The sequence below is a fragment of the Shewanella sp. T24-MNA-CIBAN-0130 genome (assembly GCF_040310185.1).
Lineage (GTDB): Bacteria > Pseudomonadota > Gammaproteobacteria > Enterobacterales > Shewanellaceae > Shewanella > Shewanella psychromarinicola.
Window position 1 is genome coordinate 19,710 of sequence record NZ_JBEOPP010000026.1, and the last position, 17,941, is coordinate 37,650.

Below are 17,941 nucleotides of genomic sequence, written 5' to 3' on the forward strand. Positions count from 1 at the left end.
TTAACCCTGAGCATTAATCCTAACAAGGACCTAGAAATGAATAATAAAAATAAGGGGATGACCTATATTGGTGCCGATATGGCATTGGAAGGCGATGTCCGCATCCAAGGCCCTGCCATTGTCGCAGGCCAAACTAAAGGTACCATTAATTCAACTGATCAAATAAAAATTGAGCTGGGTGGTGTGGTTGAAGGTGACGTTTTTTGTCAAGAGATGCGTGTCTCGGGTTTATTTAAAGGCAAATTACATTGTAATAAGTTAGTCATTGTCAGCTCGGGCATTGTTGAAGGTGAGGTGTCGAGCCATCAAATGGAAATTTATGATGGTGGCCAATTTATCGGTATGCGCACCAAGGGACCCGATGCGTTGGGGTTACCTCAAGCTGACGAACCAACATCAGATCAACCGTCATATCAACATTCACATCAATCGAGTGCCGTTACTGCAGCCCATTCACCTTTTTATGCCCGTAAAAAATTCACTTACGCGGCAGTTGCTGCCATCGTGATTATTGCTGGCGTAGTATTACAGCCCACAATCAGTTTGGCGCTAGATAATGACCAAGCGCTATCTTTTGATATCACTCAAGCTAACGTGGCGCAATATCTGCAACCAACATCGAGTGTCACAGAAGACTCTGCGGAATTGGCTAAGCAGAGCGAAGCGTTAATCAATGTAGATCAAACTGACTTGAACATGTCCATGGAAGATTTACCTGCGTTAACGAAAACCACTGAGGCACTCGGTGATAGTCAGAATGTGAATGATAACGATAATGTAGAGCAGAGCGGGTCGGGTCGACCATAAGCACACCTGATAAGTAACCTCATCTCTTATCCGGAGTAGAGGTTAAGTCATAATTTTTGCTATCAAGCTTATAAAAAATGGCTTTGTTAATCACAGTGTTTACTGAATTAACAAAGCCATTGTTGTTATGTCTGCAGAAATCCAAACACCTTTATGGGTTAATGCTTACGGATTAATCCGAGTTGGCATTCCGGTGCGTTGTTCAAGCAAACGCTTTAATGTGAATGAGTCAGTGTCTGGGTGAGCAATAAAGCGAGTTATTTGCTTATCTAATAATAATGCCACGGGCTCTTGTGAATCAAATTCAGCTTGAGTGCGTGATAGTGGCTCATGCACTTCTAGATAACGGTTACCATCAGGCTCTTCAGTGGCTTTAATCGGTTGGTTAATAAACTCAACGCGAGTGCCAACAGGTATGCTGTTAAATAAATATTCAATGTCTTCATCACGCAAACGAACACAACCAGAACTTACCCGTAAACCAATACCAAACGTGGCATTAGTGCCATGAATAGCATATAAGTTACCCACATAGAGTGCGAATAAACCCATTGGGTTATCAGCGCCAGCAGGCCATACTGCCGGTAATGTTATCCCTTTTGCAGCGTAAGATTTACGAATGTTAACGGTGGGTGTCCAAGTTGGGTTTGCCCGTTTTCGTTGTATTGTTGTCACCCAATTTTCTGGGGTGTCTTTACCAATTTGACCAATACCGATAGGCAATACTTCAACAGTGTCTTTTCCTTTAGGGAAATAATATAAACGCATTTCAGCGCTGTTAATCACCACACCTTCATGCTTAGTGTTAGGTAGAATTAACTGATGTGGGATCAATAAAGTACTACCGACTTTTGGCAAAAATGGATCAACATCTGGGTTTGCTTCTAATAAGTTAGTTAACCCTAGCTGAAATTCTGAAGCAATTTGCTCTAGGGTTAGCTTTCCCTCAGGAACAACATAATATTGATTTTCACCCACTAAATTGCTGCCTTTGGCAGGTAGACGATATTCAACTGCTGCACAGGAAAAACTTAATATAATGGCAGTCGCTCCAATTAACGAAGCGCGTAACGAATTTATCATAAGGGTTATATCATTCCTAAAAACAGGCGTTAAGTTAGTCAGACTACAATATCTTACCAAGCATGACTATTTTGTACAGGTCATTTGTACAGATTATTAGGGCGCATCCTCACTTATTACGCCTAATAATTCAACTCATTTTTTCACTTTGGCTATTTTAATCCCAAGCGTTTAGCAAGCCGATGTAAGTTACCTGAGTCGATTTGCAATTGGCGTGCGGTTGCAGCCCAATTACTCCCTTGTTGGGTAAATATTTGTTGAATAAATTGATTTTGAAACTGATCGGTTGCATCGCGTAAGCTTGTTTGTGGTAAAGAGGTTATCGACTGTTTAACCGTGAGTTTTTTGTATGATAACGCAACAGAGTGCGAGGTATCTGCAAATTCAAAATGGCTATTTTTAATCATACACATGCCATCTTTTTGGCTTTGGGATTTGGCTAATACGGCGGCTCTATGGATAGCATGTTCAAGTTCTCGCACGTTACCAGGCCAATCATATTGTTCAAGTAATTGCAGTGATGCAGGTTCTAGCCCTAAATGAGTTAAGTGTAACTGTTGGCGATAGCGTTCGATAAAAAAGCCTGCTAACAAGTGAATATCCTGCTGGCGCTCTCTTAGCGGTGGTACGACAATGGGAAACACGCTTAAGCGATGATATAAGTCGGCTCTAAATCGACCTGCTAATACTTCGCTTTTGAGATCTTTGTTGGTCGCGGCAATAATACGCACATCCACTTTTAGACTGCGATCATCGCCGACTTTCTGTAAATCTCCGAATTGTAGTACGCGCAGTAACTTGGCTTGCAAGTTAAGCGCGAGTTCACCAATTTCATCCAAAAATAATGTGCCTTTATCAGCCATTTCAAATTTGCCGCTACGATGACTAATGGCGCCAGTAAAGGCGCCTTTGACATGACCAAAGAGTTCACTTTCGGCAACGGATTCAGCCAGCGCGGCACAATTTAAATATACTAAGGGCTTATTGGCTCGCACAGAATGTTGATGGATAGCTTTAGCTATCAGCTCTTTACCCGTACCCGTTTCTCCTAAAATCAACACATTGAGTTCAGTTGCCGCGACCACATTAACTTCATTAAGCAGCAATAAAAGATTATCTGCTTGACCGATTATTTCGGTGTCTGGGTTAAGTTGTCCTGATGGTTTTGCGTCGGGGATTGTAAGGTTGCTCGCTTGTTTTTCAAGCTCATCAATCAGTAATGCATTGTTTAGAGACGCTGCCGCAATGGCGCTAAAACTGCGTAACTGATGATTACTGTATTGATCAAATTTATGGGGATCGATGGCATCAATGGTTAATGCGCCAATGAGTTGTTCATTGGCAAATAATGGTAGGCCAATACAGGCATGTACTTTTAAGTTACCTTCTACATTAGGAATTAAGCCATCGTAAGGATCGGCAAGTTCGCTGTCGGCAGGAAATCTTACGATATCACCCGCTCTGGCAATGGCTTCAAGCCTTGGGTGTTCGTTTAAAATAAACCGCCGCCCCAGTACATCAGCACTGAGTCCATCAATCGCCAAAGGGGTAAATTGATGACCTTGAAATGATAATAGCGCCGCCGCATCGCAATCGAGGGTTTCTCTTACTGTGGTGACTAAACGTGAAAAACGATCGCGATTAGACAAGTTAGCGGTAATATCAAGTGCGATACGGGTTAAGTCTGCTTGACTCAATGCCATGTCAAACTCCAGTTAACTACAGGGTGATGTCATTATGACAAGTGTGAATATAACAACAAGGGTAAAGAGCATAATCTTGATACAAAAAGGGGCCTCGATGGCCCCTTATATGATATTTATCAAAACATGTTTATCAATGTATAGCTTAGCTATTGGTTAATACGGCAGCTTGGTTAGCTTTTGCCCCTTTGCTGACGATAGCTTTCTTGATAAGGTCATATAAGAACGCCGCCATCAATAACCCACCAATACTGAAGATAATATCACCAAACATTCGCATCCAGACGAGGTTTTCAACCAAGTCGCTATGGATCACCGCTGGTGAACGGGCATACCAGTAGCCGTGGTCAATAACCGCAAAAAATTGCACGATACCCACAGGCAGTAGCGACATAAATACCATTGCCGCTAAACCAATATTGAGCGTCCAGAATGCCCCTTTAAGGTATTTGTGGTTCCATTGCATATTGCCAGTTAATCCACGAAGACAGAATAGCATTAGCCCTATGCCTAGCATGCCATACACTCCCATAAACGCAGCGTGAGCATGAGTTGCAGTGGTGTTTAAGCCTTGAATAAAGTACAACGAAATAGGCGGATTGATTAAGAAACCTAATACCCCAGCGCCAATCAAGTTCCAAAATGAAGTGGCCACAAAGAACATAATCGCCCAGTGATAACGTTCCATCCAAGGACTTGCTTTACGTAAGCGATAGGTTTCCATGGCTTCAAAACCAATTAACGCTAGCGGCACGACTTCAAGCGCCGAGAAGATAGCACCCCATGCAATGACAGAAGTTTGGGTACCGGTAAAGTATAAGTGATGTAAAGTACCGATTAAGCCGCCGGTTAAAAACACTACCGTTGAGAACAATACTGCACCATTGGCGCTGCGGGCACGGATAAGACCTAAGCGAACTAACATAAGCGCAATGACAGAGGTGGCAAATGTTTCAAAGAAGCCTTCAACCCACAAGTGCACCACCCACCAACGCCAGTATTCAGCAATCGCTAGGTTTGAGTGTTTGCCCATAAACAGGCCGGCACCGTAAAATAAGCCAATCGCGACACAAGAGGCATACAGAACCCAAATCACCGGTTGCATGTCGTTGCTGACTTTTAAGGCTGGACGCATTGATGCGGTCACTAACGCTAACCAAATTAATAAGCCCGCCAGCAATAACACTTGCCAAACGCGACCTAAATCAATGTATTCATATCCTTGGTGACCGAATAGGAAGTTCATGTCCAGATCAAAGTATTGTTGTACGCCAAGCCATTCACCGGCCATAGAACCGAGTACGATAACAACTAATGCGCCCCACAGAATGTTTACTCCTAAGCGTTGATACTTAGGCTCGTATCCTGATAGTGCTGGCGCGATATACAGCCCTGTGCCTAACCAAGCTGTGGCAATCCAAAATACCGCTAGTTGAGTATGCCAAGTACGAGTGACCGAGTATGGGAGTATTTCTGATAATGGGAAACCATAAAACTCTTGGCCTTCAACTGCGTAATGCGCGGTAATACCGCCCACTAATATTTGCAGTAAAAACAGGCCAATAGCGGTTACAAAATACTTGCCGACGGCTTTTTGTGATGGCGTCGGTTTGGTAAAAAATAATGGATCATCTTTGGCCGCTTCCGGTAATGCTTCTTCTTTGCAGCAGGCATGGTGCCAAATCAACATGGCAATACCTAAGATCAATGTCACCAAACTTAATACTGACCAAACAATGTTATCTGAAGTCGGTATATTGCCGATTTGGGGATCATACGGCCAGTTATTGGTGTAAGTGTACTCATAGCCAGGACGTTCGGTTACTGCTGCCCATGCTCCCCAAAAGAGAAAACCGTTTAATAATTCACGATGCTCGGCATCAGTGATGGTCCCTTCTTTCATGGCATATTGTTCGCGCAGTGATGACAGTGCTGGGTCGTCACCAAAGAGTGATAAATAGTGTTGACTGACTTCATTTATCGCAGCAATACGCACATTTGATAATGCGACATATGTATTGCCATCAGCGCCTTCAATGACAGTATTATGACGAATATCATTTCTGAGGCCTTGTTCTAAACCTGCCTGCTGCTCAGAATCAAGTTCAGCAAAATCGCGATTATAACGATCAATTGCGGTGATTGATAACCAAGCTTGTGCTTCACGGTGTAACCAATCAGCAGTCCAATCTGGTGCTACATACGACCCATGTCCCCAGATCGATCCCAATTGATGACCGCCCATAGAACGCCACACAAGTTGACCTTGTTCAATATCATCTTTGGTAAATATGGGTTGGCCACTGGTGTCAGTAAAAGCCGTTGGAATAGGGGGTTTTTCTCGATATATGCCACTGCCTAAACTGAGTAATACAGTGAAGGAAGCAACGAGCACGATTAGCAGTGCAATGCCGGTGAGTTTGTTTTTGCTCATAAATCCTCTTAGCGCAAAGTCATTTTGATACAGATAGCATGTAATAGCATAAGTCGTGCCAACTATTTTTAGTTAATTAAAGTATTGATATATATGTATATTAATTTAATCCCAATTGAATTAAATTGTCATTTAGACATTGTTTAATAATTGTAAATACGACACCGTTGTCATATTTACAATTATTAAATGTGATCATGGTCACCTTGTTTTATTACAAAGGGAGAATGGGTTGAACATGTCGAGTATGAATAGATAAAGCCGATGATAGGCATTTTAGGTCAGACTAATATTCAGTTGATTAATATTTTAAAGTCTATATATCAAGTATTTAGTTAATTTATTAAGCTTTTTTAACTTCAAGTAAGCAATTGAGCTATTTACTTAGCATGCTAACTAGTTATAATGCTTAGCAAGCTAACTAAATGGCAAGTTAATATGTATAACGAATTAGAACGACTAAAAGAGCTGCATCTTGCGGAGCAACTAGGAAGATTGCATCGATTATGGCGCACAGCCGCAGATGTTGAATTAATTCCACTAGGGTTAACTCATCCTCGTTGGACTGCATTATGGAAACTATTACGTTTGGGTGACGATGTGAGTCAAAAAGTGCTAGCCGATGCGTTAGAAATAGAGCTGCCATCGTTAATGCGTACCTTGGGTCAATTAGAAGCGCAAGGCTATATTAAAAGGCGTTGTTGCGAAAACGATAAGCGCGCTCGAATAGTGAGTTTGACACCGCAGGGGATCGACATTCTTAAACAAATAGAAACACGGATTATGCAAATTCGTGCTGAATTACTCAATGGCATTAGCAGTCAAGAATTAAGTGAGTTTGAACGTGTGATCAGTCTGATTAGTGATAATGCCATGGCTAAACTTGATCCGTCTGCCGACCCTTTTGGTGAGAAATAACATGACTCCAGATCAACAATTTGCCCGCCTCGTTAAGATAGCCATTTTGATGTTTGTTATGGTCTTCGGCTACTTTATGTTTGCTGATGCCGTTATCCCTTTAACCCCTCAAGCGATGGCGACCAGAATAGTGACAAAAGTCACCCCCCAAGTCAGTGGGAAAATAGCGACTATTGCCGTAGCCAATAATCAAGTGGTAAAAAAAGGCGATGTGTTATTTAAGATTGACTCAGTTCCTTACGAGCTTGCCGAAGAACAAGCACAGTTAGCACTGGAACAAGCAAAACAAGATAACGCTGAACTTGATGCTGCCTTATTAGCGGCCAAAGCAGATGTGCAAGCCAATAGATCCAATGCCAAACAAAAGCGCAGTGAGGCGAAGAGAATTGACTCTTTATTTTTGACTCACGGAGTGTCTCAACAACTTAACGATCAGACTGGCAGTGATGCGACGACTGCAGAGGCCAACTTACAGGCCTCCAATGCGCGCTTAGCAAAACTAAAAGTCAGTCGTGGTCGTTATGGTGATGGAAACTTAAAAGTTCGCCAAGCACAGAATCGCTTAGAGCAAGCTGAGTTGAATCTGTCATATACTCAAATTCGAGCCGATCAAAATGGTATCGTGACTAATTTACAGCTGCAGGTAGGTAGTTTTGCTTCTGTCGGTCAACCATTATTAGCATTAGTGTCGGATAAGGTTGATATCATTGCTGATTTTAGGGAAAAAAGTCTTCGCGGTATTGATATTGAGTCGAGTGCTTTTATTGCATTTGATGGCGAACCTGGACGTTTATATCGTGCGCAAGTGAGTTCAATTGATGCTGGAGTCAGCGCCGGACAGTTTGAAGCGAATGGTCGTTTGGCGGCACCACAAGAATCTGCTCGTTGGGTACGCAATGCTCAGCGCTTACGTTTACACCTTGAGCTTGACCAGCAAGCCGTTAATCTACTGCCAGCAGGCGCGCGTGCCACTGTACAATTAGTGCCCAATAGTGGTTTGCTTGGCTTTATTGCCAAGGTGCAAATTAAGGTCATTAGTGTGCTGCACTATATTTATTAAATGACATCTTACATTTAATCAGTATTTCTCTAATCCATAACAATGGCTGACTTTCTCTTTGGTGGTTGCTTTTTTTAGCAAACGCATCAATCAGGATGAGTTCTTTATTGTGGAATATTTTCCCCGACGCGTAGGTATTTCAGATGTTGTTACGCCATAGTCCTTTGACTAAAAACGATTTACGTCAATGCTTGCGCATTGCAACAGGCGCAACGCTAGGGTTTGCGATTTGTAAGTTTTTCGACCTAAGTTATGGGGTGTTTTTTACCGTAACCCCAATGCTATTACTCGGACTTGTGCCCGTGATGAATGCGCATGCGATGCGTCAACTGTTGGCATCATCGGTCATGGCTGGGATTGAGGTCGGTATTCTAGGTGGTTTATTTGGTTCTCACCCAGGGATGATATTGCCCATCGTTTTTGGGCTTTTTTTGTATCGATTTGCGGCAATGTCACGTGGAAGCTTGTTTTTATTCGGTGCTAATGGGGTGATCAGCTTAAGTATTATGCTGCACTTTGCCAGTTATCCGAGTGTGGATATTAACAATCTTATTTTTAGCAATTTTTGGGCGACGGCAGCGTCGGTGATCATTGCTTATGCCATGACCGCCCTATGGCCCGATGTTGAACCTCGCTCGCCAATGGCAGCCGTGGTTAAAGCGCCTAACCGTATGCGCCACGAAGCTTTGTTGGGGGCATCAATTGCCACCGCATCATTTTTGGTATTTCAGGTGTTTAATTTACAAGATTCCATGTCAGCCCAAGCCACCACTTTGTTATTGTTATTCCCAATGCATTGGAATGGCGCACTCGGTTACGCCCGAAAACGGGCTATCGGCACCTTGTTTGGGGTAACATTTGGGTTGCTGGTGCAAGGATTACTTTATGATTGGTCTGGGTTACTTATTTTTGTTATACCACTATTGTGGATAGGCCTTATGTTATTTAGCCAAGTGCATGTGAGAGAGGCGAGTGGTTCAGGAGTAGGGTTTGGCGCTATGACGACCTTAGGTATTTTGTTTGGTCAGTACTTAACCCCCCAAAATGATCTGATTTTTAGTGCTTTATACCGTGTGAGTAGCATTTTGGTTGCGATAGTAGCGACATTATTATTGTGTTATCTAATGCATCGTTTATTGAATCAATTTGCAGCGACTCGATTTGGGTGAACAATTGATGTGTGCGGTAAATCGATCTTATTTGCTTATTTGCTTATTTGCTTATTTGCTTACCGATATTTATCAACAGTGGGCTTACTTCTATTGCGATAGGTAAGTGGTTATTAAAGTATTAGACTGCTTTTGAAGAATAATGTGCTTATTAACTGACAATATTAGATATTAGATATTAGATATTAGATATTAGGTATTAGGTATTAGATATTAGATATTAGATATTAGATATTAGATATTAGATATTAGGTATTAAGTATTAGGTATTAGATATTAGATATTAGGTATTAAGTATTAAGTATTAGATATTAGGTACGGTTAGTTTTATAGACATAATTACTATATACATTCGGTATATAAATGCTAATAGTAATGAATCGTATATAAAAGGATTTAACATGATGACAAAAAATACTATTATTTTTAGCTTAATATTAAGCTTTCTCGCTTTCGCTCCATTTAAAAGCCAAGCAAACCAATTGCCTGAGTGCAGTACATCCGAATGTGTCGAATACTTTAAAGCCTATCGTATTTTAACTAAACGAGGTCACTCCTCAGCGATGGGCATGTTAGGTGAGTTTTACTATGTTGGTTATGGTACTGATAAAGATATAGACATGGCATTAAAATGGTATCGTCGCGCAGGTAAATATGGCGTTATGGATGCCAAATACAAAGCGGGTGTATTGTACTTACAAGATACGCATTTAAAAGATATTGACGAAGGCGTTGAATATTTAGAGTACGCATCAAAGAGAGGGCATGGACCAGGGCTACCGCATGAGTGTTTAATTTTTAACCTAACCACTGAATCCAGCCTTTAATACTGCTTCAAGCATCGATGGATTCATCATGCATCGCTTTTGCTTTCCAACAATGCTTATCTTCGTCGGCTCTGCTCGTAACATATTCAAGCTCATATGACGCAGACATGATAGATTTTCCGCCCCGTGTGCGTTGTATATTTGACATGCATCCTCACTCATACTGACATCAAGCACCCAGTGCATCGATTCTATGCCCCAATGTTCTCGGACAGCTATCGCTGCTTGCTCAGCACTTAACTCCTTAGAACTAATGTAATAACGATACTCAAGTTCGATTGGTTTTCCTTTCTCAAGGCGACAACTTTCAACCATAACGATATTTTTTAGCTCTTTCCACTTTGAAAAGTCACCGAGTAAGTTTTTACTATCAATAACATAGCACTGTCGACACTCAGTACGTCCGTGACCGTGTTCAATTACGGATTTGTCCGTATTGTTAGCTCGCTGGAAAGCGAAGGCTTTTACTATTGCTTCGCGCAGCTTTCCCTGATTACTTTTAACGGCAAGCAGATAATCACCACCTTGGTCCACAATGGTTTTTGCTATCTTTGTTTGACAAGCCATCGCATCGATAGTCACTAACGCCCCTTTGATATCGAGCATTTTTATCAACTCAGGAATAGCTGTTATCTCATTACTTTTTTGTTCTGTTTTAAGCTGACCAAGTACTAATTTGTTTGATGAAGCATAAGCACTAATCATGTGTATGGTACAGGCTCTATCTTCACGATTGTATGACCCTCGAAGCGTTTTTCCATCGATAGCAATGACTTGGCCTTCAGTAAGGGTGTGTATCGAAGACATCCAATTGATAAAACATTGGTGAAACTGCTCAGGTTCAATGGTTGATATAATACGAGCAATCGTGTCATCAGCGGGAATGCCGTTCATGAAGAGGTTGTTGTTTTGAAACCAATCATGATGCCCAAGAATGTATTCGCGAATGTCAAACCAGCCTTTAGCGCCTGCGATAACGGCACATAGCGAACCAAACAGCACCTCAAAGAGGCAATAGGTCACTTTAGCCCCCTGGCGCTGGTCTGTTATTGTTTGGAAATGCTCTTTGAAGTGGTCAATATGCATGGTGTGCTCCCGAAAAAAGGGAGTATAAGATCATAGCGAGATGTTAACGTCAAATAGTGAGTTAAATTGTTTAAAAAACGTTCACGATCTCGCCCTGGGGCATGGACAGTCTTCGTATTTGTTAGGCAAAATGTATTTAGGTGGTGGTATGGTAGAGCAAGATTTGGCGCGTGCAGATCAATATCTTGCTAGAGCTTATGAAGAAAAAAATTTTGCAGCCAGAAATTATGGACAAGAACTTTACTTACATGAATCAACTAAAAAATTACCACTCAGAAAACTTTACGATTTAATTTCAAAAGATGTTGTCACCTTAACCCCAGAGCAAACTGGTTCAAATGAGCAAACTGCAGTGATCAATTTTCCTGAAGGTGAAATGGAAACCCTTGATGTGAAAATGGATACATTTGAAGGTATGTTTGGAACTCATATCGCCCAGTTAAACAATATGATCCCTGACACTTCAAAAGGCACTGGATCAAATATAGCAGGGCAGACATGTGCCACAATGTGGGGGTGTAGTAGTGAAGGCGACGGCGAACGTATCCAGGACGTCCTGTTATCTGATTGGGGCCTAGAAACACTTCAATTTAGGCTTGAAGGTTCAATATTTATTATCAATTAATAGCTGAGTACAAACTGGTTATTTTTGTTAGCAAGGCCAATGACAGAGCAATAGTGGGTTGTTGTAGTCAATGTCATAGTAAGCCGATCAACAAGCGGTTTGATAACCGTTTATTATCTTGAAATTCGTTAGATAAGGTTATGCTAACGCTAGTATAAAAAAGTGACTCATTGTGCTTAAGCAAGCGTCACTTTTTTATTTTCAAATCCCATAATGAATGTGTTTTACAGTAGATTATTGCCAGCCAATTTTCCACTGTTGCGGGTCTTTAAGATCGCGCCAGTCAATGACAAACTCTTGTGCATTCATTTCTGCACGGATAAGACATTCAACCACGTTTTGTTGTTCGTCATACTCGACTTTAGCGACAGTAAAATGCTTCAGCTTTTGAACCACGTTAACCTTGGTCCACTTACTATTAAGTAATTTTTTAGGATGAATTAGGTTCATATTCGTTCTCATGTTCACAGTATTTCGTTGCCCGTATTAACACTCATGTTATGACTCATACAGTAACTCATGGCGTACCTGATCAGTACTGGTGTTAGTCACTGTGAGAGTGACTAACTAATAACTGCTGCAATTGGCTTAGATCATTGATAATAATATCGGCCAAATGTTGATAAGTACTTTCAATCCCATGATTAATAAAACAGGCGATCATGCCAGCATTATTAGCCGCTTGAATGTCGTATAGGTAATCCCCCACATAGATAATATCTTGAGGGGCTATTTGCCATTGGGCTGCAATCGCCAGTAGAGCATCGGGTGCCGGTTTTGCTGGGTAATCTTCGCGGGTTAGCACGTGGTCGATAGCAATATTATTCTGTTTTACCTTTAATGCGCTTGCGGCAAGGCTGTTACGCGTTACGATGGCGATGGGTAATTTTGCCGCTTCAATGGCATTAATCAGCTCGGTCATTCCTTTGATGGGCTTGGCACTCAACGCATCTTGGTATTCATGATCTAGAATAATCTGCTTGGCATCGGCTTGAGTGGCTTTGCAGCTTAAGTCGTCGACATAGTTAAGTAAGTCTATGCCATCAGGGCAACCAATTTGCTGGCGAATTAAGCCGAAGTCTAAGCTGGACTCAACTAAGGTGCCGTCTAAGTCAAAAATAATGCCTTTTATTTGCATGGGTAAATTCAATGAATTCCTTTCTTTTCTCAATATTTATCGGTCAAACTGCATAGAGTGTAACTCAATTGCAAATGGACCTTGTTGTTTTTGTGCGACTAAAAATCCAACACGATTAATATCATTTAAATGTAATGTTGGTGCATTCGCGACTGCGCGTCCCCTAAAGCTGACCGTAAAATCTGCAGGGGTAAAAGCATGTTGAGTGAGTGTGTCTGCGCTAGTGGTAAAGTTAGCAACATAGGCTTCACCATAAGATAAATTCGGTGTTTTTAGCCGAATTTGATAGGTTTTTCCATCACCTTTAACCGCAATGACGAGTAATGATGCATCTGCAATTTGATGTAGTAGAGTCGACTCTATCGACGCAAAGCCGCCATTGTTTTCCAATGACACTGTGCCAGTAAATAATAACGCTTGCTGCGTAAGCTCAATTTGGCTTTGCGAGACGCCGCCCATCACAGTGTCATTATTGATGTTCCATTGTGTAAAGTGGCTCGGATCAGTAAAGTGAAATAGCATAGTGTCCTCACTTGCACTCCATACGGGTTGGCTAATTAATAATATAACCCCAACTGCAGCATGGATGCCTATTTGTATTATCCGGCTAATATGCCCGTTATGTGTATTGAGTAATGCCATCATATACTCCTGTAAATTATCGTTCGATAAACACTTACACTGTAGCAAACATTGCCGTAAAAAAAATGGCTTATCAGGGTGAGAGATAAGCCATAAAGGGTCATACGGATGATAATTGCATGCAGTACATCGGGTGTCAGTCAATTGGGGATTTAGTGCATCAAATATTAGTGCATTAGGTGTTATTACATCAGGTGTTATCTAACGGTTTATCTGTTCATGCATTACGCAAGCGAGTTAATTTAGGTTCATTTATTTCTTAGTTTATTTAGTTTTTGTGGCTATTCACCAAATGAATGCCGTTATATTCGACAAATCAGAATGTTGCCAGTACCCTTAATGAAGGTTTTACTGGGAACAACATATTTTGCAAGTAAACAGCACATCATCCGCTCCATCACCCGGGCTTACATTCAGTGTGGTAAGCATCAATTTATTTAATTTTATTGAACCGCCTCATGCTTTCTACGACTTTGAAAATATCTATAGCGATAAACAGTGGCAAAAAAAGTGTGCTTGGTTAAGTGATTTTATTAACCAAAATCAACCTGATATTATTGCTTTTCAAGAGGTTTTTAGTCCTGACGCCTTAGCCAAACTGACTCAGTCGCTGGGTTATGAGCATTTTGTGGCGTTAGATTTACCTGAAGTGGTCAGTGACTATGTGTATCGCAGTCCTGTGGTGGCTATTGCATCAAAGTATCCTATTATCGATTCCGTCAATGTCACCCCAGATAAGCAATGGGTGAGCCAGTTAGGCTTAGCAGAGTCATTTAGTTTTAGTCGTAAACCGCTCAGAGCAACCATACAATTACCGATTTTTGGTCCATGTGATTGTTATGTTATTCATCTTAAGTCTAAACGAAGTGGCGTGAGTCGTGACGATATCAATGACAGTGGTTTACATGGCGGTGCAGATTTTGTTGCAAGGCAAGTGCTTGGGCGCTGGGCATCGAGTTTACAGCGAGGCAGTGAATCTGCATTGTTGTGCCATCAAATGCTGATGAGACGACAACAAAGTCAGCAACCTTTCATGTTAATGGGTGACTTTAATGACACCATGGGCAGTGAACTCTTAGCCGCGTTTAATCATCAATTGCGAGTGTATCGCAGTGACATTGAAGACCCCGGGCTGGCTAAGCTAGGCGAAACGTCATTGATGGCAGAATTACACCAAAGCAGTTTGTTTGACAGCTATGAGTTGTTTATTGCTGCAACCAAGTGTAATGCGACGTTGGCCCAAGATGAGTTTGAATCAAGCACATTAGTGGATGAGCAACCCCATCCTGCCAGACAGCCGACTCATTATTATGGCAACAGTGGATCTGTACTGGACTACATATTAGTGTCGAGTGAGTTTAATCCTACTCAGCAGCAAAACCTTGCTCATGTCATTGATTATCAAACCTTTGACCGACATCTGGTTCGGCCTGACTATGATCGGGATCGTGACAGTACCGATCATGCTCCTGTGATGATGAGCTTTCGCGTGCGTAATTAGTGGCTTGCAATAAGGATGATGACTGATGTGTTGTCAAACATCATGGTCAAATAAATGTGCTAAGAGCTAAGAGATAAAGATAATAACTATGAGTTGAGAGCTAAGTTCATCTAATCAAAGTAAAAAAAGCGCTGATGTTTATCAGCGCTTTTTTGGGTTTAAGGCAAATTATTCGCCATTGAAAAGGACAATAAGTTGGCAATAGTGACTTTACTCTCAACTCTGAATAAGAGAGGGGATAAATCGTTAAAAACGGATTACTTTAACGTTTGTTTTATCTTTATGCAGCGCTGCTCTTGTTGGCGGGTTTCGAGTAGCGCGCGTCTCGCTAATTGCGATAAGCCCGTTTGCGTATCTAAGGCGTAGCTAATCGCATCAATGTTCACTGAACTACAATCTGTCGGAATTAATTGCGCAGCAAAACTGCGCATAAATACTGGGCCTTTGTCGTCCATTAATGCCAAGTTGGCAAAGCGTTGATCTGCGGTTGCGGCACTGAATAGTTTTTGTTCTGCAGGGTAGAGATTGTTCATCGCGATACGAATTTTAGAGAAAGGCATGTTGTCATTATTTTCAATGGTGTTTAACCACTGACGTTTAAGCGATGACTGCGGGCGGATCACTTCAGCTGCAATCGCCGCTTTTTCACCTGAGTCAGATTGATCAAGATGTTTTTCCTGGGCGAGTAACGCCTTAGCGTCGCCATAATCATAACGGTTTAACTGTCTGATCATTGCCCAGCGTATGTCTTGATCTATGTTTAGACCTTTAATATGGCTCTTACTTTGCAGTAAAGATTGAATATGTTTTAACGCATCACCATGGCTAGATAAACTAATGTAAGCATCGAACCAACGGCGTTGGAAGTCGCGATTGCGGTAGCTTTCCATGCTCATACGCAGACTCATTTGGCTTAATGCTTTTGATATTCTGCTGTTGTAACTCCCATGCATTGGAGCCATGAGATCAAGGTAGTTTTTGGCTCGCTGCAGATTGCCAAGTACTTGACCTAAAATAGTGTAGTCTTTTTCCAGTGGGGCATTAATTAATGCGATATTGATGAACTGATCCAGTGATGTCTTACCATCAATTACGCTGTCCCACATACTTTGCCACAACATAGAACGTAATAGCGGATCGCTCACTTGGCCTAGAGACTGTTTGGCCGTGCTAAACGAACTAGAGTCTAGTTCCACTTTCACAAATCCCCAGTCTTGATAGTTTGGATAGACCAAATCTGGGCAAGCCTCGCCAATTAATGGCTCTACTTCGGTGTAGGCGCCTTTGTACGTAACGGCAATTGATTGTTGTTTTTCTAGGCCATATCTATTTTGAGTAAATAATCCAATTTGCACCCGTTGTTCGCGCAGTGTGGGGTGTTGGCTATTATCAGCGGTCTGCACTAAAGCAAACGAGTCAATTTGCTTGTCTTGGCAAGTGTATTGCGCCTTGATGGTATTGACGCCAGCGGCATACAACCATTCTTGAGTCCACTGACGCAGATCGCGGCCACTGGCCTTGGCTAGACTGTTGATAAAGTCATTGAGCTCAGCATTTTGGTAACTGTACTGTTGTAAATATTGGCTCACACCACGGCGGAAGGTTTCTTCACCGAGTAAATGACGCAATTGTTTGATGGTCGATGCGCCTTTTTGATACGTAATGGCATCAATGTTATCAAAGGCATTTTGGCTGGTGGCCACGGGCACTTCAATGGGGTGAGTGGTCACTAAGCTGTCTTGATGGTAAGCGGCTTGTTTACCAGAGGCGTAGAAGGTGCGCCATGCATGACTAAATTCGGTGGCTTCACTCGTTGCCAGCGTGCCCATAAAAGAAGCAAAGCTTTCATTTAACCATAAGCCATTCCACCATTTCATGGTCACTAGATCGCCAAACCATTGATGGGCCATTTCGTGCATGATAACGCCAGCTAAACGTTCTTTTTGCTCACCCGTCATTTTGGCATTAAATAAGAAACGGTCTTCAGAAAAGGTAATCGCGCCGGCGTTTTCCATCGCACCATAGAGAAAGTCTGGCACTAATACTTGATCGTATTTTTTAAACGGATAGGCAATGCCAAAATAGCGGTCAAAAAAGTCTAAACCTTGCTTGGTGTAGGTAAACCAATCTTGTGGGGTAACTTGGTTAGCAACAGATTGACGTGAAAACAGGCGCATGGGGTAACGGCCTGAATTGTCTTCCCACACATGGTACGGGCCGGCATGCATAGAGAAGTTATATGGGCTTAATTTGGGCGTAGCAGGGAAAGTCCATAAGTTGCTGTCGCCTTGGTCAACCACACTGGCTTCGCGCATGGCGCTGATCACTTGCCAGTCTTTTGGAGCATGCACATTAATTTGATAACTGGCTTTAAGATCCGGTTGATCAAATACTGCAAACATTTGTTGTGCCGCGGCCGGTTCAAAATGTGAGTACAAGTAAACTTTATCATCTACTGGGTCGACAAAACGATGTAGGCCTTCGCCATTGGTGCTGTGTTCACGGGTAAACTCAACTTCAATAGTGTTACTACCTTCATTCAATAAGCTTTGATTAAGGGTAATATAAGCACCATTGTAATTAGGATAGACCTTAATACCGTTAATAAAAAACTGCTTAATATTGACTTTATTGAGATCGAGTGTGAGTAATTTAGGTACGCTGCTTAAGTCAAAGTGGGCTATGGATTTGGCACTGAATTGGCTGTGTTCACTTAAAAAGAAGGTTAGTTCATATTGTACATTCGATACTAGGCTGGATCTGGCTTGTGCCTGCCCTTGGCTGATGTAGGCCGAACCATTCCGTTGTAATGATGAGGTAGTCGGTGAACTGCTGCAGCTGATAACGCTGGCACAACATAATGCGATGAGACTGGTTTTGATGACTAGTGAACGAAACAATTGGGTGGATAACAATTTCACGTTAGTGTTCCTAACTTATTATTAAAT

Annotated in this window: 15 protein-coding genes; 7 read left to right on the forward strand and 8 right to left on the reverse strand. The window is 41.9% G+C overall.

The genetic code is table 11. From position 1 onward, the window contains the following. The first annotated feature begins 36 nt into the window (after window positions 1–36). Window positions 37–807: a bactofilin family protein gene (locus AAEZ02_RS11845; protein ID WP_351123211.1), complete on the forward strand. Its 771-nt coding sequence runs from the start codon at window positions 37–39 to the stop codon at window positions 805–807. A 165-nt stretch (window positions 808–972) separates the two neighbouring features. Here AAEZ02_RS11845 and AAEZ02_RS11850 read toward each other — a convergent pair whose 3' ends face one another. The 3 genes from AAEZ02_RS11850 to AAEZ02_RS11860 all read right to left on the reverse strand — a co-directional run bounded on the left by AAEZ02_RS11850 (window position 973) and on the right by AAEZ02_RS11860 (window position 6,027). Continuing rightward, window positions 973–1,890: a L,D-transpeptidase family protein gene (locus AAEZ02_RS11850; protein WP_101034210.1), complete on the reverse strand. Its 918-nt coding sequence runs from the start codon at window positions 1,888–1,890 to the stop codon at window positions 973–975. A gap of 152 nt (window positions 1,891–2,042) precedes the next feature. After that, entirely contained in the window at window positions 2,043–3,593 is a 1,551-nt protein-coding gene (norR, locus tag AAEZ02_RS11855) for a nitric oxide reductase transcriptional regulator NorR (RefSeq protein ID WP_351123214.1), read from the reverse strand. Window positions 3,594–3,738: 145 nt separating this feature from the next. After that, window positions 3,739–6,027, reverse strand: coding sequence for a nitric-oxide reductase large subunit (locus AAEZ02_RS11860; RefSeq protein ID WP_124012430.1), 2,289 nt, complete (start codon window positions 6,025–6,027; stop codon window positions 3,739–3,741). A gap of 438 nt (window positions 6,028–6,465) precedes the next feature. Between AAEZ02_RS11860 and slyA the strand changes: the two genes are divergently transcribed. The 4 genes from slyA to AAEZ02_RS11880 all read left to right on the forward strand — a co-directional run bounded on the left by slyA (window position 6,466) and on the right by AAEZ02_RS11880 (window position 10,001). Beyond that, window positions 6,466–6,945 carry a transcriptional regulator SlyA gene (gene slyA, locus AAEZ02_RS11865; RefSeq protein ID WP_124012429.1) on the forward strand — a complete coding sequence of 160 codons (480 nt, stop codon included), beginning with the start codon at window positions 6,466–6,468 and terminating at the stop codon, window positions 6,943–6,945. Between the two features lies 1 nt (window position 6,946). Then, entirely contained in the window at window positions 6,947–8,005 is a 1,059-nt protein-coding gene (locus AAEZ02_RS11870) for an HlyD family secretion protein (protein ID WP_101034214.1), read from the forward strand. 143 nt (window positions 8,006–8,148) lie between these two features. Next, window positions 8,149–9,174 (forward strand): DUF2955 domain-containing protein, encoded by a 1,026-nt coding sequence (locus AAEZ02_RS11875; RefSeq protein WP_124012428.1) that lies wholly within the window; start codon window positions 8,149–8,151, stop codon window positions 9,172–9,174. Between the two features lie 401 nt (window positions 9,175–9,575). Next, a complete protein-coding gene (locus tag AAEZ02_RS11880) occupies window positions 9,576–10,001 on the forward strand; it encodes a tetratricopeptide repeat protein (protein ID WP_351123217.1) in 426 nt (141 codons plus the stop codon). Here the strand turns inward: AAEZ02_RS11880 and AAEZ02_RS11885 are convergent. Next, window positions 9,978–11,087, reverse strand: a complete 1,110-nt coding sequence (locus AAEZ02_RS11885) for an ISAs1 family transposase (RefSeq protein WP_351123220.1) — start codon at window positions 11,085–11,087, stop codon at window positions 9,978–9,980. The genes AAEZ02_RS11880 and AAEZ02_RS11885 overlap by 24 nt on opposite strands. Before the next feature lie 148 nt (window positions 11,088–11,235). Here AAEZ02_RS11885 and AAEZ02_RS11890 point away from each other — a divergent pair, with 148 nt between their 5' ends. After that, entirely contained in the window at window positions 11,236–11,712 is a 477-nt protein-coding gene (locus AAEZ02_RS11890) for a hypothetical protein (protein ID WP_351123223.1), read from the forward strand. A 234-nt stretch (window positions 11,713–11,946) separates the two neighbouring features. Here the strand turns inward: AAEZ02_RS11890 and AAEZ02_RS11895 are convergent, their stop codons facing one another. The 3 genes from AAEZ02_RS11895 to AAEZ02_RS11905 all read right to left on the reverse strand — a co-directional run bounded on the left by AAEZ02_RS11895 (window position 11,947) and on the right by AAEZ02_RS11905 (window position 13,492). After that, on the reverse strand, window positions 11,947–12,162 hold the full coding sequence (locus AAEZ02_RS11895; protein WP_124012426.1) for a TIGR02450 family Trp-rich protein: 216 nt from the start codon (window positions 12,160–12,162) through the stop codon (window positions 11,947–11,949). A 94-nt stretch (window positions 12,163–12,256) separates the two neighbouring features. Then, on the reverse strand, window positions 12,257–12,862 hold the full coding sequence (locus AAEZ02_RS11900; RefSeq protein ID WP_351123226.1) for an HAD family hydrolase: 606 nt from the start codon (window positions 12,860–12,862) through the stop codon (window positions 12,257–12,259). A 24-nt stretch (window positions 12,863–12,886) separates the two neighbouring features. Continuing rightward, window positions 12,887–13,492, reverse strand: coding sequence for a CIA30 family protein (locus AAEZ02_RS11905; RefSeq protein WP_351123229.1), 606 nt, complete (start codon window positions 13,490–13,492; stop codon window positions 12,887–12,889). A gap of 367 nt (window positions 13,493–13,859) precedes the next feature. On the opposite strand from AAEZ02_RS11905, the gene AAEZ02_RS11910 reads away from it, so the two are divergent. Then, entirely contained in the window at window positions 13,860–14,993 is a 1,134-nt protein-coding gene (locus tag AAEZ02_RS11910; RefSeq protein WP_124012423.1) for an endonuclease/exonuclease/phosphatase family protein, read from the forward strand. Window positions 14,994–15,250: 257 nt separating this feature from the next. Here the strand turns inward: AAEZ02_RS11910 and pepN are convergent, their stop codons facing one another. After that, complete coding sequence (gene pepN / locus AAEZ02_RS11915; protein ID WP_124012422.1) at window positions 15,251–17,914, reverse strand: aminopeptidase N; 2,664 nt, start codon at window positions 17,912–17,914, stop codon at window positions 15,251–15,253. Window positions 17,915–17,941 lie beyond the last annotated feature (27 nt).

Excerpts from the sequence above, each read along its gene's own strand:
- AAEZ02_RS11875 (WP_124012428.1), top strand. The coding sequence starts at position 8,149 with ATGTTGTTACGCCATAGTCCTTTGACTAAAAACGATTTACGTCAATGC.
- AAEZ02_RS11860 (WP_124012430.1), bottom strand. The coding sequence starts at position 6,027 with ATGAGCAAAAACAAACTCACCGGCATTGCACTGCTAATCGTGCTCGTT.
- norR (WP_351123214.1), bottom strand. The coding sequence starts at position 3,593 with ATGGCATTGAGTCAAGCAGACTTAACCCGTATCGCACTTGATATTACC.
- AAEZ02_RS11845 (WP_351123211.1), top strand. The coding sequence starts at position 37 with ATGAATAATAAAAATAAGGGGATGACCTATATTGGTGCCGATATGGCA.
- AAEZ02_RS11895 (WP_124012426.1), bottom strand. The coding sequence starts at position 12,162 with ATGAACCTAATTCATCCTAAAAAATTACTTAATAGTAAGTGGACCAAG.
- AAEZ02_RS11890 (WP_351123223.1), top strand. The coding sequence starts at position 11,236 with ATGGTAGAGCAAGATTTGGCGCGTGCAGATCAATATCTTGCTAGAGCT.
- AAEZ02_RS11850 (WP_101034210.1), bottom strand. The coding sequence starts at position 1,890 with ATGATAAATTCGTTACGCGCTTCGTTAATTGGAGCGACTGCCATTATA.
- AAEZ02_RS11880 (WP_351123217.1), top strand. The coding sequence starts at position 9,576 with ATGATGACAAAAAATACTATTATTTTTAGCTTAATATTAAGCTTTCTC.
- AAEZ02_RS11905 (WP_351123229.1), bottom strand. The coding sequence starts at position 13,492 with ATGGCATTACTCAATACACATAACGGGCATATTAGCCGGATAATACAA.
- AAEZ02_RS11885 (WP_351123220.1), bottom strand. The coding sequence starts at position 11,087 with ATGCATATTGACCACTTCAAAGAGCATTTCCAAACAATAACAGACCAG.
- slyA (WP_124012429.1), top strand. The coding sequence starts at position 6,466 with ATGTATAACGAATTAGAACGACTAAAAGAGCTGCATCTTGCGGAGCAA.
- AAEZ02_RS11870 (WP_101034214.1), top strand. The coding sequence starts at position 6,947 with ATGACTCCAGATCAACAATTTGCCCGCCTCGTTAAGATAGCCATTTTG.